We start from the raw sequence: 15,925 nt of genomic DNA, 5'->3' as shown, positions 1-15,925 counted from the left end.
CAACAGATTCCGCTCATTTGGATTGAACACTTTTTCACTATCAAATACACTTCTAATAAACTAGTTTATTAAGTTTATTGGAGGTTGTACTAGTGGAGGAGAAGCTTGTGTTATATATTGAAATCCATCAATTACGTACTAAAAGATTGCGAATTTCACAAATCGCAAGGAAATTGAAAATCTCACGTAATACAGTTTATAAGTATTTAAATATGACATTTGAAGAAGCGGTGGAGGAGTTTGGCACGATTGAGCGAAAGAAAAAGTTAGATCCCTATCGGGATTGGATTGTGACATGGTTACAAGAAAATCCAAGCATGAGTGGAGCACAAATTTTGGACTGGCTTCAAGAAAAGTTTCCTGACTTACAAGTTGGAGAAAGTACAGTTCGTCGGTATGTCAAAGAGATGAGAGAAATTTATCAAATTGAAAAAACGGATGAACCCCGAGAACATGAAGCTGTTGATGAATTACCACCAGGAAAACAAATGCAAGTAGACTGGGGACAAACCATTCAGAAAACAATAGATAATAAGGACATCAAACTTTATTTTATTGCCTTTGTATTATCTCACTCTCGACAAAAGTATATGGAATGGCAAGACCGCCCCTTTACAACCAAAGACACCATTCGTTGTCACGAAAATGCCTTTAGATATTTTGGGGGAATGACTGAAGAAATTGTTTATGATCAAGACAATCTTATTGCGGTAAGCGAAAATGCTGGAGATCTTATCTTAACAAAGAAATTTCAGGCATATGTGAACGAACGTAAATTTCAGATTTACCTATGTCGAAAAGCAGATCCCCAATCGAAAGGAAAAATTGAGAACGTTGTGAAATATATCAAGTATAATTTCGCAGCACATCGTATCTTCTCAACAATCGGAGATTGGAATGAAAAAGCCTGGAATTGGCTAGAACGTACTGGGAACTATAAAGTGCATCAAACAATAAAAAAGAGACCTTACGAAGTGTATCAACTGGAAAAGAAACACTTACGAAAGATCTCCTCACCGCTTTCTTTAACAGAAAGCAACCCTATTGAAATTATAACAAGGAATGTGAATAAGGACAACACGATTCGTTACAAATCGAATCGCTATTCAGTACCTATCGGCACATATACGAAATGCCCTACAGTGAATCTGCAAATCAATAATGAAAAATTAATCATCATAGAACCTACAACTGGTGAAATACTTGCCAAGCACACGATAAGTTTAGAAAAAGGAAAGCTAATTAAAAATACGAATCATGCACGAGATCATACAGAATCGCTTGATATGCTTAAACAAAGAGTGCTTCATTTATTTCCTACTGGAGAAGCATCGAGACAATATATTGATGAAATCTGCCAGAGATATAAGCGCTATCGCCGTGATCAATTACTCATTTTACAAAGGGTTGCCGAAAATGATCCTCATTGGATTCCAATGGCGTTAGAGAAATGTATCCGTGAAAAACTGTATAGTGCAAATGCTTTTCAAGATGTCGTAAATTACTTAAAGCTACAAGAATCTAATCCCATTCTTGAAATACAGGTCAATTCTACTAAACTTGTTTCTTCGATAGCTGTAGAAACAAGGGATTTCAATACATACATTCAAAGAATGGGAGGAAAAACAAATGAATAAAAGTGTTCCAGAAATTCAACAAGCCTTTAAACAATTGAGATTATCCGAAACAGCGGAGGAGCTCCCAGAGCTCCTTCGGAAAGCAGAGCAATCATCTTGGACATATTTAGAGTTCTTAGAACAGATAACTACGTATGAACTAAAAAGACGTGAGGAGAAAAGTATTGAAAGACGAATGAATTGGGCTCGTTTCCCGTTCTATAAACCTTTAAGTATGTTTAATATAGATGAGCAAACAGCCATTACAGAGCGGCAATTAAGGCAATTACGTGAATTTCAATGGTTAGAACAAGCATACAACTTAATATTACTTGGACCACCTGGAGCGGGAAAAACTTTATTATCCGTTGGCCTTGGAATTGAAGCGATTCAAAAAGGCTTTCAAGTGTATTTTGTGACCATGGGGGAATTAATTCAGCTATTAAAAACAGAAGAATATGTCAATAAGTCAAAAACTAAGTTAAAGAGACTGCGTGCATCAGATCTTGTGATAATTGATGATGTCATGTATATGGCAATGGATCAACGAGAAGGCACATTGTTCTTCCAGCTTATTCATCAATTATATGAACGAAGTTCGTTAATTTTAACATCCAATCGAAGCCCAGAACAATGGATAGAACTCGTAGATAATCCAGGGATGATGACTGCAATACTTGACCGTCTGTTACATCGAGTTGAAGTGATTCATATGAACAACGAAAGTTACCGATTAAAACATCAAGAAACAATTTTTTCTTAGCAAAAAGTGTTCATCCGAAATGAGCAAAAATTGTTCATTTGGGGTTGACGTTTACATTCCAGTCCTTCTCACATTTCTCCCATAAAGATTCATTAAAACTTTCTAGTTGATAGATTGTTTGTTCAGGTAAAAAGAAATTGTTTCGAATATATTTCACCTTTGATTCGACATTCCCTTTTTCATTTCCGCTGGCTGGGTTGCAGAACTCGCATTCAAAGCCATAATGTAAAACGAATCGTTGAAATGTCTCTGTCAATTCTCTTTCTCCGTTTGGCAAGATCGTTTTTACTGCAGGGGAGAGATTATCAAAACGAATGACCCTTGGAACCCTTCCCATATAGTGAAAGATTCGTTTTAATCCTTCCAAGAAACATTCTTGATTTTGAGCTGGCATGACTTGCACATAGGCCGCATTACTGTAAGGGAATGAAACGACCAGGTAAGGAAAATCGACGTATTTCCCCTGATAGAGAAAAGGAGCTTCTCCAAAATCAACTTGAGCCGTTGCAGGTTTCGATTCTAAAGGTAACGCAGCTGGTTCACTTTGTTCGAGCAGTTCTTGTTTTCTTTTTGATACATAGAGCCGAACAGAACGATCTGAACCTGTAAATCCATATTCTTCTTTTAAGATTTCATACATTCGTTTCGCAGTTCTTCGATATTTTTTCTTCTTTGTCAAGTCCTCTTTAATCCATTGATCCAATATCGGTTTCACTGGATCCATCACTTTCGCTTTTCTCGTTTGTTTAACTTTTGAGGGATTGAAGTCTTCCATTTCCGCATACTTCTTCACTGTTCTTGGATCACGATTCATTCTTTTGGCAATATCGGAATAGGAACATCCTTTTTGGTTTGCTTCATATCTGATATAATGAATTTCAGCCACTGCTAACATCCCCTTCAATACCTCCCGTTGAACTGTTTGCCCAACTAGGAGGGTAGTGTATTGTCGGAATGTTGGCAAGTGGTTTTTTTATTTTTTGGATCTACATAAATTAATTGCCAAAAGTTACATTTTTAGGGATCTTACGCAATTTTGGTGAAGGCCTATAATTTTACTTTTATAGTATAATAAAAGAAAAGGTGTGATGAATGATGAATCGTCAAATCCATTGGTCTTCACCGGATCCTTTCCTAGAAGTTCTGGATATTCAAGAAGAACCATCCTCCATTACCTTTATTGTTCGAAGCACTCATGAATCCTGCCCTTGTCCTCATTGCCAAGTGCCTTCCACACGTCCACACAGCCGATATACACGCATGATTCAAGATTTGCCGATTGCCGGAAAAGCTGTTTCCATCCTGCTTATCACAAGAAAATGGTTTTGCGACCAACCCAATTGCACCCAAAAAATTTTTACTGAACGGTATGATTGGATTTCCAAAAATGGACGCCGAACTTTACGGTCCGAAGAAGTATTACGTAAAATCGCGTTTTCCACCAGCTGCCTCAATGGCGAAAAAGTAGCGAAAGCCCTGTCCCTCCCTGTCAGCCATGACGTATTGCTCTCCCTTATTCGGAAAACGGAGATTCATCAAGAGGTGTCCCCCTTTTATCGGAATCGATGACTTTGCTTTTCGGAAAGGACACAGCTATGGCACGATCATTTGTGATCTGAGCACGCACAAGCCTGTTGCATTACTTCCGGAACGTTATCCGGAAACCATATCAAAATGGCTAAAAAATCATCAAAACATCCAAGTTGTCAGTCGTGATGGCTATCAGGCTTTTCGGAAAGGGATTCAGAACGCTTCGCAAAGTATTTTGCAAGTATATGACCGATGGCATTTTGTCCGGGCGGTAAAGAAGCAGATCGATGCTTGCCTCACCTCGATTCTTCCTTCCGTCATCACGTTGGAAAAAGAAGAAACGGACCAACAAACCTTTCCGCATGAAACCAAACTGCAAAGGAGACAAAAAGAAAGAGCCGAAAAGAAATGGATGATGATCAAAAGCATTCAACAGGAATACAAAAAAGGAAAGAAAAAAGCGGAGTTGGCCAGAGAATTTCATATGGATCCCCGAACCATTTCAAAATATCTCAACATAACCGAGATGCCGGTTCAAGTAAAAAGAAAGCGAAAACGGCAAACCGATGGTTTTGAGCAATACATTCAGCAACTCGAACAAGAGGGCAAGACCATCCGTGAAATTGATGCGCAACTTCGTAAATATGGATATACGGGGACACTTTCAGGTGTCCGCGTTGCAGTCGAAAGCATACGAAAAGAAAGAAAACGGCAGGGGATTAAGGAATCTTCCGTTCGAATTTCCAGACGGCAAATGATTTCATATGTTTGGAAACGAAAATCTAGACTTTTAGAAAAGGAACTGCAACTTCTTGAACAATCCTTTAAGATGTACCCATCCCTTCATTCTTTCCACCAAATGGTTCAAACATTTAGAGAAGCATTTGATGAACGGAACTATCCGGCATTTTTCAAATGGTTGGAAAAACAATTGTCTTCTCCAAACAATCATTTATATGATTGTGCACTTCGACTCCGTAGGGATTTACAGTCGATTAAGCTGGCATTTAGTACTTCCTACAGTAACGGAGTTGTGGAAGGCCATGTTCACCGATTGAAGCTGATGAAACGAATCATGTATGGCCGGGCAAAGCTGGATTTACTTGAAAAACGAGTGTTATATCATTTATAAAATGTTTTTTTAAAAAATTAATAAAGAGATGAAGGATTGTACATATATGGTTTCACCAAAAGAACGTAAGAGCCATTTTTAGTTTGCCATAAACAGCTGCAACTACACTTATTTCAAGGAATTTACCGTTTTCGTGCTGCACTGCCATCAAAAAAAGCCCAAGGGGAATGGACATCCCCTTGAGCCTAAAAATATATTTTATCAATTTTCACCACTTCTTCTACACAAACCGGGCATCTTTACAGTTGCGCCTGGTGTACCCATTTATTCACTTGTTCGTCCGTACCGTAGACGAAGTGATTTGGCAATGGTTCATGCATTTTTGCCGTATCCGGCGTTTCTTCGTGTACATAAGGAATTCGTTTCCGCTTTCTCTCCAAAATCGGATCTGGAAGGGGAACGGCGGATAATAATGATTTTGTATACGGATGGATCGGATGATGATAAATTTCGTCCGCATCTCCCAACTCCACAATTTTTCCGCGATACATCACCGCAATCCGGTCGCTGATATATTTGACCATTGATAAATCATGGGCAATGAATAAGTATGTTAAATTCCGTTCTTCCTGAAGCTCTTTTAAGAGATTGACCACTTGCGCCTGAATGGAAACGTCCAATGCGGAAATCGGCTCATCGGCGATAATGAAGCTTGGATCCAAACTTAACGCTCTGGCAATCCCGATCCGTTGTCTTTGGCCGCCGGAAAATTCATGGGGATACCGTGTCATATGTTCACGATTTAAACCGACCGCTTCCAACAACGAGATGATTTTTGCTTGGCGTTCGCTCTTATTTCTATACAGGCCGTGGATATCAAATCCTTCACTGATGATTTCACCAGCTGTCATCCGCGGGTTCAATGATGCATATGGATCTTGGAAAATCATTTGCATTTCCCGTTTTAATTGCTTCTGCTCTTTTTTTGATTTGACTTGATGAATATTTTTTCCTTTGAAAATCACTTCGCCGCCCGTTATGTCATAAAGACCGATAATGGAACGGCCTGTCGTCGATTTGCCGGAACCGGATTCACCCACAAGGCCCAACGTTTCCCCTTCAAAAATATGAAAACTGATTCCGTCCACCGCTTTGATAGGATTGGAAGGAGAGCCGAAATATTGAGACAAATTTTTTACTTCCAATAATTTATGATTGCTATTCACCTAATTCAGCCTCCTTCTTATATCTTTCCATTCTTCTCACGATTGGTTCAGGAACATCGATTTTCGGAGCATATTCATGCAATAACCATGTTTTTGCATAATGTGTATCGGATACTTTAAACATTGGCGGTTCTTTTTCAAAATCGATGGCCAATGCATATTTGTTCCGGGGTGCAAAGGCATCTCCTATCGGCGGATTTGTCAAATCCGGCGGAGAACCTGGAATCGCATATAATTTTTCATCACTTTTGTTATTTAAATCAGGCATTGAGCCAAGCAGTCCCCATGTGTACGGATGTTTGGGGTTGTAGAAAATATCGTTGACCGTTCCGTATTCCACAATTTGCCCTGCGTACATGACCGCCACACGATCGGCGACATTTGCAACAACCCCCAAATCATGGGTGATAAAAATAATGGATGTTTTCCGTTTCTTTTGAAGTTCCTTCAACAATTCCAATATTTGCGCCTGGATGGTCACGTCAAGGGCTGTTGTCGGTTCATCGGCAATCAATAGTTTCGGATCAGCCGCAAGCGCAATGGCGATGACGACGCGCTGGCGCATTCCGCCACTGAATTCATGGGGAAATTGGTTGAAGCGTTTTTCCGGCATTGGAATACCGACTTGGCGAAGGAGCTCAATCGCTCTTTCTTGCGCCTCATGTTTTGAAACCTTTTTATGTTTTAATATCACTTCCATTATTTGTTTTCCAACACGGATTGTAGGGTTTAAAGCGGTCATTGGGTCCTGGAAAATCATCGCGATCTCATTTCCGCGGATTTTGGACATTTCTTTATCTGAAAGAGGGATCAAATCTTTTCCTTCGAATAAGATATGACCATCCGCATATATTCCCGGCGGCTGCGGAATCAATTTCATAATGGCGTTACTGGTCACACTTTTTCCCGAACCGGATTCGCCCACAATCGCCAATGTTTCGCCTTCGTATAATGTAAAATCAACGCCCCTTACTGCTTGTACAAGTCCTGCGTATGTTTTGAAGTTTATTTTTAAATTCTTTACTTCCAACAATGGTTTTTTCATTTTTCCACCCCTTTCTACTTGCGTAATTTCGGATCAAGTGCATCGCGCAAACCATCACCAATGGCATTGAAAGCAAAAATGGTCAAGGAAATGAAGAAGGCAGGGAAGAATAAACGCCAAGGGGCCACCCTTAAACCGCCCATCCCTTCAGATGCCATTGTTCCCCAGCTCGCCACCGGTTGTGTTACGCCCAAACCTAAAAAGCTTAAAAAGGATTCAGTGAAGATGGCTGTCGGAATTGTCAATGTCATTGTTACAAGAATCGCACCTAACGCGTTCGGTATGATGTGGCGCTTGATTAAATGGCTGGTGCTTGCGCCAAGGGTTCTTGAAGCCAGAACGAATTCGCGGTTTTTTATGGACAACACTTCACCGCGGACAATTCGCGCCATATTGACCCAACCTGTAATCGATAAGGCGATAATCATCGGAAGGAGACCTTGTTCCATCACAACAAGTAAAATGATGACAACCAAAAGGTAAGGAATGGCGGATAAAATATCCACAAAACGCATCATAATATCATCCACACGTCCGCCAATCAGGCCTGAAATGCTTCCCCATAAAACACCGATGATTAAATCGATGATGGCAGCCGTAATCCCGATGAATAATGAAATGCGGGCTCCATACCATACACGGACAAAAACATCCCGCCCTAAATCATCGGTGCCAAACCAATGGTCTTTTGAAGGCGCCTGATTATAAATGCCTAATTGATCGCGATAACTGTATTGAGAAAGTTCAGGGACCAATGCCGCAAACAATGCGATGATGAATAGAATGATGACCCCTGAAACCGCCAATTTGTTTTGTTTAAAGCGGAGGAATACCTCTTTCCAGAAAGATACAGACTTCTTTGTCATTTTATCGCTTTCTTCCAACCGCGGTCCGACTACTGTAAACATTTCCGGAGTTAAATTGTTGGTCGTTTCATGCTGTTTTGTCATTATTTCTTTGCTCCTCCTTTCAACTTAATGCGCGGGTCAATGAAAGTGTATAAGATGTCCACTAATAACACGGCGAACATTAAAATAATTGCATAGAATACAGTTGTTCCCATGATTACGGTATAATCACGGTTTGTGATGCTTTGAACGAAATGTCTGCCCAAACCAGGAATGGCAAAAATTTGTTCAATGACAAAGCTTCCTGTTACAACACCGGCTGTCAAAGGCCCTAAATAGGTAATAACAGGCATTAACGCATTGCGCAATGTATGCTTAAAGGTGATTGTCCATTTGCCAAGCCCTTTGGCACGGGCCAACTTCACATATTCGCTATTGTTTTCTTCCAACATGCTGGAACGGACCAATTTTGCGATATACCCCGCATGTGTCAAAGCGATCGCCAACGCTGGCAGAACTGAATATTTAAAGCCGTTCCACCCGGCAACAGGGAATAGGCCCAATTTTAAAGAGATGAAGTATTGCATTAATCCGGCCATAACGAATGAGGGGATTGAAATGCCCAAAACCGCGATGGTCGTTGCAAAATAATCAATAAATTTGTTGTGGTAAAGGGCTGCAATGATACCAAGCAAAACGCCTATTCCAACCGCTAAAAACATGGCTTCAAGTCCAAGGGATAACGATACAGGGAATCCGTCCGCAATGATATCGTTTGTGGAGCGGTTTTTATATTTCATGGACTCTCCAAAATCAAATGTAAGGGTATTGACCAAATAATCCTTATATTGGATATACCAAGGATTATCGAGTCCATATTTCGCTTTTAAATTGGCTTCGATTTCAGGCGGAAAATTCCTTTCACTTGCAAAAGGATTACCAGGTGCCGCCTTCATCAAGAAAAAGGTTGCGGTGATGATGATAAATAACGCAATCAAAATATGAATGATTCTTTTGATAATGTACTTCAGCAAAGTGTTCCCTCCTTTATCTAAAAATTCTGTACACGCCCAAAAAATAGTGAAAGGCTGCTTCTGATCAATAAAATCGATTTCAGCAGCCTTTGCAACTATTTAACCTAATTTTACAGGGACAAATTAATTTTCAATATCAACATATTTCAAATAAATGTTGCCCAATTTATCCGGTTTCATGTTTTTCACATGGTCTTTTGAAACGTACAGACTAGTGTAGTAGTAAATTGGTGCAACCGGCATTTCTTCCATGATGATTGCTTCCGCTTGTTTTAACATTTCAAAACGTTTTTCTTCATCCGTTTGTTTGTTCGCTTCTCTTAAAAGTTTTGTGTATTCTGGATTTTCCCAACCTGTATCGTTGTTGCCGTTATCAGCAGAATCATATTGCTCTAAGAATGTGTAAGCATCGTTGTAGTCTGCAATCCAACCCAAACGGCCAACTTGGTAATCCAATTTTGTCAGTTTGTCCAAGTAAACTTGCCACTCGGAGTTGTCAAGTGTTGCATTGATGCCCAAGTTTTTGCGCCAATTTTCTTGAATGAATTGGGCAATGGATGCATGGGCTTCACTCGTATTAAATGAAATTGTGATGTTGATATCTTCCGGTTTGCTGATTCCTAGCTCTTTCATACCTTGTTCAAGGGCTTTTTTCGCTTCTTCCACATCATTGTCCTTGATGTAGCCGCGATCTTCTTCAAAACCTTGAATCGCTACAGGAACCATACCTAACGCAGGTTTTTGTTCCCCTTTTGTAATGTTTTTGATCAATGATTGACGGTCAATTGCAAGTGCCAAAGCTCTGCGGATATTTTTGTTTTTAAGGATTTCATCTGTTGTATTGAATTTGTACACGTAAATGGCTGCGTAGTCTTCGATATTTAAAATGCCTTCTGATTTGTATTGGTCAATCGCATCCAATGCCACTGTTTGGAATGGAGATCCCAAGAAATCGATTTCATCATTATCGAACATTGTTGAAGCTGTTTGTTCAGATTCAACCATTGTAATGTTGACTTGATCAAGAGCCACTTTGTCAGCATCCCAGTAATTCGGATTTTTCTTTAATGTAATGTCTTTGTCGTGATTCCATGAATCCAGCATGAATGGACCGTTTGTTACATAATCTTCTCCTGCTTCTGTGTACCATTTAGGGTTTTTCTCGGCTACATTTTTATTAACCGGATAGTATGTTTTGAATGCCGTCAATTCCAAGAAATAAGGTGTCGGTTGTTCCAATGTGACAACCAATGTTTTGTCGTCTTCCGCTTTGATTCCGACTTCATCAGCAGTCGCTTCACCTTTATTGTATGCCTCTGCGTTTTTGATCGGGTAAAGGATGGAAGCGTATTCGGAAACGTTTTCAGGATTTAATGCCCATTTCCAAGCGTATTCAAAATCTTGTGCTGTTACAGGATCGCCGTTTGACCATTTTGCATCGCGCAATTTGAATGTGTAAGTCAATTGGTCATCGCTGATTGTAATGTCTTCTGCCACTGCATTCACGATTTCCCCATCTTTACGGGTTGTCAAACCTTCAAATACGTTGTCCAAAATCGCACCGGAAGTTGAGTCTGTCGCAAGTCCCGGATGTAAGGAAGGAGGCTCGGAAGCAATGACTAAATTAATTTCTTTTTTTCCGGAAGATTCCTTTCCTTCGTCTTTTTTGTCGCCGCTGCAGGCACCCAGCACCAATGTCAGTGCGAAAAGTGCTGCTAATAAGAGCCAATACTTCTTCTTTTTCATATTTCTCCCCCCAACTTTTTTTTCAATTTTTCAGAAAATAGTCTGCGCATTTTTCTGAAATTTGATTATCGAAATCATAATATCAGATTTTTTTATTAAAATAAACACTTTTTAATTATCTGAAAAAAACGGAAATAATAATTTTTTCTAAAAATATATTAATTTCTACTATTATAATTGTATCTATTACTATTAAATTAATAACAATTGCTAGCGTATTGAAAGATTCATCACGATATAAAGGTATTTTGGTATAATGAATAAACATGTTGATATTGGAAGTATAGGTAAAAAAAGGGAGTGTTAGGTCCTCCCATACTGAATCGGATTGGGGGAAGTTTTGAAAGGGTTGCGCAAATGGTGCGGCTGGGGCAATCTCCGGAACCCAATGGATTTGCCCCAGAACGATCATGATTACGGTTCAATAAGGCGATCGATGGCTGAGATTAATTGCTGAGGTATGCGCGTTACTTTTTTCTTTTCTAAATCAAAGAAGCAGCCTTTCTGTATGCCTTTGCAGTACAGCTTGTCCCCGCTCTTGATTTCAAATGCCATCTCCCAGCTGGAATTCCCCGATTCAACCAACCAGCATCGCCCGATTGGTTTATCAAAAATCGTGAGCGGTTTGCGGTAGTCGACTTCCGTGCGCATCAAAATCGGTGTAATGTTCGATTTCATCATTTCTGTCAAGGAATACGTCGCATTTAAAAATTCCATTCGTAAATCTTCAAACCACCGCACGTACACAAGATTACTCACAATTCCCATTGCATCAATATCATAAGCTTGTATTGGCAATTCCATTTGAATGACCAGCTTGCGATTTTGCATTTTCCATCACCTCAATATATTTGAAGAAGTTTAATAATCGTCAGCAGCTTTGAACAGAAACGTGAATCAATCAATTCTGATTAAAATAATGCCGACTAATATTTTGGTTTGATGTAATCATACCACTTTTGTTAATAAAATTCAGATACCATTTTCTATTTTCTTAAGAAATTTCAACTTCTTCAATAGGTTCCAATTTGTCAATTTGTTGACAATGAAGCCATCATTGAAAATGAAAAAAGAAGGGAGCATCATTTCCCCCCCTTCTTATATATAAAATATGTGCATTATTTTTTTCTCAATAAGTAATCTCCAATCGGTAAAAGAAGAACGATAAATACAACAGACACAACAATCAAAGCTTGGATGATGCCAATACCAATTTGATCAAACATTTTTCTTTTTCCTCCTTTCAATTCCAAACCTATGTTACCTTAAATAATACTATTTTTCCAATTTTTTTGTTGGAAACCAGTTGTGTTGAAAAATCCTATTTATACTATCATAACATGTAAAAACAGCAAGAATAAAGTTGAATGTGAAATGTGGTAATAGTGGGAATAATCAAAAAAATGAATACAAAAGCAAATAAATATTAACTTATAATGGTAAATTTAGTAAAAAATCAATAATTTACCAATTTATGAATTGGTGGTAATATAAAGGTGGGAGGTGAAATTTCACTTACTATCAAACAAAGGAGGGAGTATGAGAAATTTCCAGAATCGAAAACGCGATCTTCCATCTATTAAATCAAGAGTATTTTTCCAATCTGGAAAGGGAAAAATTAAAATTTGGAATTCAACTCATTCTTTCTGAACTCTACAAAATCATCTTAATCTATTCTTTGGCTTATTTATTAGACTGCATTGTTCCTACATTGATTGCTCATATTAGCTTCTTTCTGTTAAGGCAGGTTTGTTTTGGATATCACTTCAGCAATTTGTATGTGTGCATTGGTACAAGCATCATTACATTTCCAATCGCGGTCAAATTGATTGCCAGTTATTATAATATGATTTCCGGCACTCTCTTATACATCATCTTTGGAGTTTCATTAATACTCATTTATATGCTTGCACCAAAAGGCACAGAAAAACATCCGCTTATTAATCAAAATCATAAAAAATATTTGCGGAAAAAAATGATGTTCCGCGTATTCCTAATATTCGGAATATTTTGCATTGTGAATTTTGATGTGAAGGTTTTTATTGCTTATGGGGTATTGGTGGAAACTATTATGCTAATAGCACAATCAATCAAGGGGGAATTTTATTATGAAATGGATGAGTGTTAAAAATGTATTGGCAAAAATTGCTGCATTTGTAGTGGTATTCGGAGGAATAGCGACTACAAATGGATGTACGACATTATTCCATGAGAAAAAAGTGCCAAATGAGTTATTACAAAATAATCTGTTTGCTTCAAAAAAATAATGCATTTTGTAAGAAAGTTCCGACTTCCATGATCCCGTCGGAACTTTTCTTTTATGTCAAGACAACTGTACCTTGTTACAGGTGAATTGTATTATTAAAATAAAATATAGGAATACCCATTTTATTTCCACAATACATCACGAGACAACCAACATCACTCTATTAATTAAGCTAGGAGAAAAATATGAAAATCTTGTTTATAACGATTGAGCTTTTCTTGATTTTTTGGGCAATCATGTACACAGCGCAAATCAAATTAAACTTTAAATCGATTTTCGGTTTCATTTTATTCATTTTTGGACCTACCAGCCTCGCTTTTTTATGGATGGGACAATGGCAAGGGATTGTTTATTTCATTATCAGTTCCTTCGTTTATCTTTATGTGCTTTCGAGGGATTATATAGTGCTGATACACCTTTGCTTTTTCATCATTTTCGGCATTCTGGTGGACAATCTCACCCAATATGTTTTGCTTTCTTTTACCTTTGATTTCTTGCCGGGAGTTCTGGAACATTATTGCCTTTTCATTTTGATATATATTTTATGTATTCTGATTTACCGATATTTTTACAATGAGGTCATTGCATATGTCCCGGAAATGAAAAGCGCTTACATATTCATTCTTTTTGTGCTGATCGTAACGATGGCCACCTTTTATATAAATATTTATTTGACGGAATATTTATCAAAGGATACCATTTTGGTTTTTAATCTCAGTATTCAAATTATTTACTTTGCCATCATGCTGTTTATACTTTCTTTGACGATTTTCAACATCAAAAAGCAACATTACATTAATAAAATTGAATTTGAAAATGCCCAGTTTGAGAACTATATGAAGTCGTTGGAAGTAATCAATAATGATATGCAAAAATTCCGTCATGATTACCTCAATATACTCGTTACAATGCAAGGTTACATAGAAGTCAATGATTTTGAAGGATTGAAAAAATATTTTAAAAAGCATATATTTTCGACCGAGGAGAACACGTTAAAGAGGAATCAGCTGTTGGCTTCTTTATCAAAGTTGAAAATAACCGGTATTAAAGGGCTCATTTTATCAAAAGTGATGCAGGCCGAAAATGAAAACATCTCAGTCAATATCGAAATATCGGATGAAATTGAAGATATTCATATGAATATGATTGATTTGGCGCGAATTCTGGGAATCTTTTTGGATAACGCCATTGAAGCGACTGCGGATTCCAAGTCGGAAAAAAGTATTGATATCGCTTTTTATAAAACAAACAGCGATTCCGTGATGATCATTATTGAAAATACTTTCAATGGAGATTTGGTGAATGTGGAGGAAATCTATAAAGAAGGCTTCTCCACAAAAGGGCAAAACCGCGGAAAAGGGTTAAGCAATGTAAAATGTATTTTGAATCATTATCCCAATGCCCATTTAAACACTTCCATTCATGAGAATTCCTTTACTCAAGTTCTGGAAATTAAAAATCATGGATATGATTGCCCAGAGAGGAAATCAACCAGTGAGTGATACTTCAATGAATGAACCTTGATAGGCGTGAAGCCTTTCGAGGTTTTTTTGTGGGGATTTAAAAGTTTTCAGTGATTTACCGGATATCTCTGAAAATCCAACTGAACAAGAATTAGATAGCTATTATCGTGAAATATTAAAACGAGTGCAATTTGATTATGAGGGACCAGAAAACCTGATTAATCGACTCAAATTTGAAACATTTGGTAATCCCCAAGTTACGGATTCCCGCTACCAATTCAAAGAGAATTTAAATGTGTTATTTATCATTGACGCATCGGGAAGTATGGCACAAACCATCAATGGGAAAGCAAAAATGGCTTCAGCCAAAGACTCTATTTTAGCTTTTGTAGAAAAACTGCCGCAAAATGCGAAAGTTGGCATTCGAGTTTATGGCCATAAAGGAAGTGGCTCTGATTCGGATAAGAAATTATCCTGCAGCAGCAGTGAACTGATGTATTCCATTTCCAATTATAATCCTGAACAGTTCAAAGCAGCGCTTAATCAATTTTCTCCAAGCGGCTGGACGCCAATCGGACTGGCATTGCGTGAAGCCAAAAAGGATTTGGCTGCCTTTGACGGTGAAAACAATACCAATATTGTGTACTTGGTCAGTGATGGAATCGAAACATGTGAAGACGAGCCGATAGAAGCGGCCAAAGAGTTATACAACTTCAATATTACCCCTATTATAAATGTGATTGGATTTGATGTGGATAATGAAGGGCAACAACAGTTGAAACAATTGGCTTCCGAAGTGAATGGAATCTATGGCACAGTAACAAGTGAAAGTGAATTGCAAAAGGAACTGGAAAAACTGAATAATTTGGCAGAACAATGGGGGAAATGGTTGAAGCAGGGAAAACAACAATATGAAAGAAATTATATTAAAAATAACTTGGAAATTTTTGTTTATATAACGAAGGAAGAAAGTAAAGGAGTACAAGAGAGAGAAAAAATATATTTCATTTTAACAAAATTGCACGAAGAAAAAGTATTTAATAATGAAACCTACGAATATTTAATAAATAAAAATAGTAAATATCATAAATGGATTGATAATGAGATTAAAAATTTCAATAAAGAATTAAAGGCAATCAATGAACAAAATTATAAAGAAGCCCTTGAACAGTTAGAAGAAAAATATGTCACCAATACCCAAATAAGTAGATAGATGAGTGATTCAATGAGAAGTGAGTGCGAAGCAGACCACTCACAGTAGAACAATTGGAGAAAAATATCTTTCCAATGGCCAACAGTAGGAAATGAATCCGCCA

General features: G+C 37.9%; 13 protein-coding genes and 1 pseudogene. 7 read left to right on the top strand and 7 right to left on the bottom strand.

Features of this window, described 5'->3' with window-relative positions; translation table 11 throughout:
* Positions 1-107: 107 nt before the first annotated feature.
* Positions 108-1,637, top strand: coding sequence for an IS21 family transposase (istA, locus tag NST13_RS07400; RefSeq protein WP_342581824.1), 1,530 nt, complete (start codon positions 108-110; stop codon positions 1,635-1,637).
* Positions 1,630-2,379, top strand: coding sequence for an IS21-like element helper ATPase IstB (gene istB, locus NST13_RS07395; RefSeq protein ID WP_208651315.1), 750 nt, complete (start codon positions 1,630-1,632; stop codon positions 2,377-2,379). Before istA (NST13_RS07400) ends, istB begins: the two co-directional genes overlap by 8 nt.
* A 55-nt stretch (positions 2,380-2,434) precedes the next feature.
* Here the strand turns inward: istB and istA (NST13_RS07390) are convergent.
* Positions 2,435-3,274: pseudogene (gene istA, locus NST13_RS07390) on the bottom strand (IS21 family transposase); the annotation flags it as partial.
* A gap of 197 nt (positions 3,275-3,471) precedes the next feature.
* Between istA (NST13_RS07390) and NST13_RS07385 the strand changes: the two are divergent.
* Complete coding sequence (locus NST13_RS07385; RefSeq protein WP_340714495.1) at positions 3,472-3,948, top strand: transposase family protein; 477 nt, start codon at positions 3,472-3,474, stop codon at positions 3,946-3,948.
* Positions 3,875-5,041, top strand: coding sequence for an ISL3 family transposase (locus NST13_RS07380; RefSeq protein WP_342581734.1), 1,167 nt, complete (start codon positions 3,875-3,877; stop codon positions 5,039-5,041). Before NST13_RS07385 ends, NST13_RS07380 begins: the two co-directional genes overlap by 74 nt.
* Before the next feature lie 239 nt (positions 5,042-5,280).
* Here NST13_RS07380 and NST13_RS07375 read toward each other — a convergent pair whose 3' ends face one another.
* From NST13_RS07375 to NST13_RS07350, 6 genes are all read right to left on the bottom strand, one after another.
* Positions 5,281-6,207: an ATP-binding cassette domain-containing protein gene (locus tag NST13_RS07375; protein WP_342581733.1), complete on the bottom strand. Its 927-nt coding sequence runs from the start codon at positions 6,205-6,207 to the stop codon at positions 5,281-5,283.
* Complete coding sequence (locus NST13_RS07370) at positions 6,200-7,252, bottom strand: ABC transporter ATP-binding protein (RefSeq protein ID WP_342468743.1); 1,053 nt, start codon at positions 7,250-7,252, stop codon at positions 6,200-6,202. Before NST13_RS07370 ends, NST13_RS07375 begins: the two co-directional genes overlap by 8 nt.
* Positions 7,253-7,266: 14 nt before the next feature.
* Positions 7,267-8,202: an ABC transporter permease gene (locus tag NST13_RS07365; RefSeq protein WP_342581732.1), complete on the bottom strand. Its 936-nt coding sequence runs from the start codon at positions 8,200-8,202 to the stop codon at positions 7,267-7,269.
* Positions 8,202-9,134, bottom strand: coding sequence for an ABC transporter permease (locus NST13_RS07360; protein ID WP_342581731.1), 933 nt, complete (start codon positions 9,132-9,134; stop codon positions 8,202-8,204). Before NST13_RS07360 ends, NST13_RS07365 begins: the two co-directional genes overlap by 1 nt.
* A gap of 123 nt (positions 9,135-9,257) precedes the next feature.
* Positions 9,258-10,880 (bottom strand): peptide ABC transporter substrate-binding protein, encoded by a 1,623-nt coding sequence (locus tag NST13_RS07355; protein ID WP_342581730.1) that lies wholly within the window; start codon positions 10,878-10,880, stop codon positions 9,258-9,260.
* 414 nt (positions 10,881-11,294) lie between these two features.
* Entirely contained in the window at positions 11,295-11,711 is a 417-nt protein-coding gene (locus NST13_RS07350) for a thioesterase family protein (protein ID WP_342468746.1), read from the bottom strand.
* Positions 11,712-12,988: 1,277 nt separating this feature from the next.
* Between NST13_RS07350 and NST13_RS07345 the strand changes: the two genes are divergently transcribed.
* The 3 genes from NST13_RS07345 to NST13_RS07335 all read left to right on the top strand — a co-directional run bounded on the left by NST13_RS07345 (position 12,989) and on the right by NST13_RS07335 (position 15,822).
* A complete protein-coding gene (locus NST13_RS07345; protein WP_342468747.1) occupies positions 12,989-13,147 on the top strand; it encodes a cyclic lactone autoinducer peptide in 159 nt (52 codons plus the stop codon).
* 184 nt (positions 13,148-13,331) lie between these two features.
* Positions 13,332-14,648 carry a GHKL domain-containing protein gene (locus tag NST13_RS07340; RefSeq protein ID WP_342581729.1) on the top strand — a complete coding sequence of 439 codons (1,317 nt, stop codon included), beginning with the start codon at positions 13,332-13,334 and terminating at the stop codon, positions 14,646-14,648.
* Positions 14,649-14,904: 256 nt separating this feature from the next.
* Positions 14,905-15,822: a VWA domain-containing protein gene (locus NST13_RS07335; RefSeq protein ID WP_342468749.1), complete on the top strand. Its 918-nt coding sequence runs from the start codon at positions 14,905-14,907 to the stop codon at positions 15,820-15,822.
* The last annotated feature ends 103 nt before the right edge of the window (positions 15,823-15,925 follow it).

Source organism: Ureibacillus sp. FSL W7-1570 (assembly GCF_038593265.1).
Lineage (GTDB): Bacteria > Bacillota > Bacilli > Bacillales_A > Planococcaceae > Ureibacillus > Ureibacillus suwonensis.
Note: the sequence above shows the minus strand (reverse complement) of the source record. Positions and strands in the feature narration are given on the sequence as shown.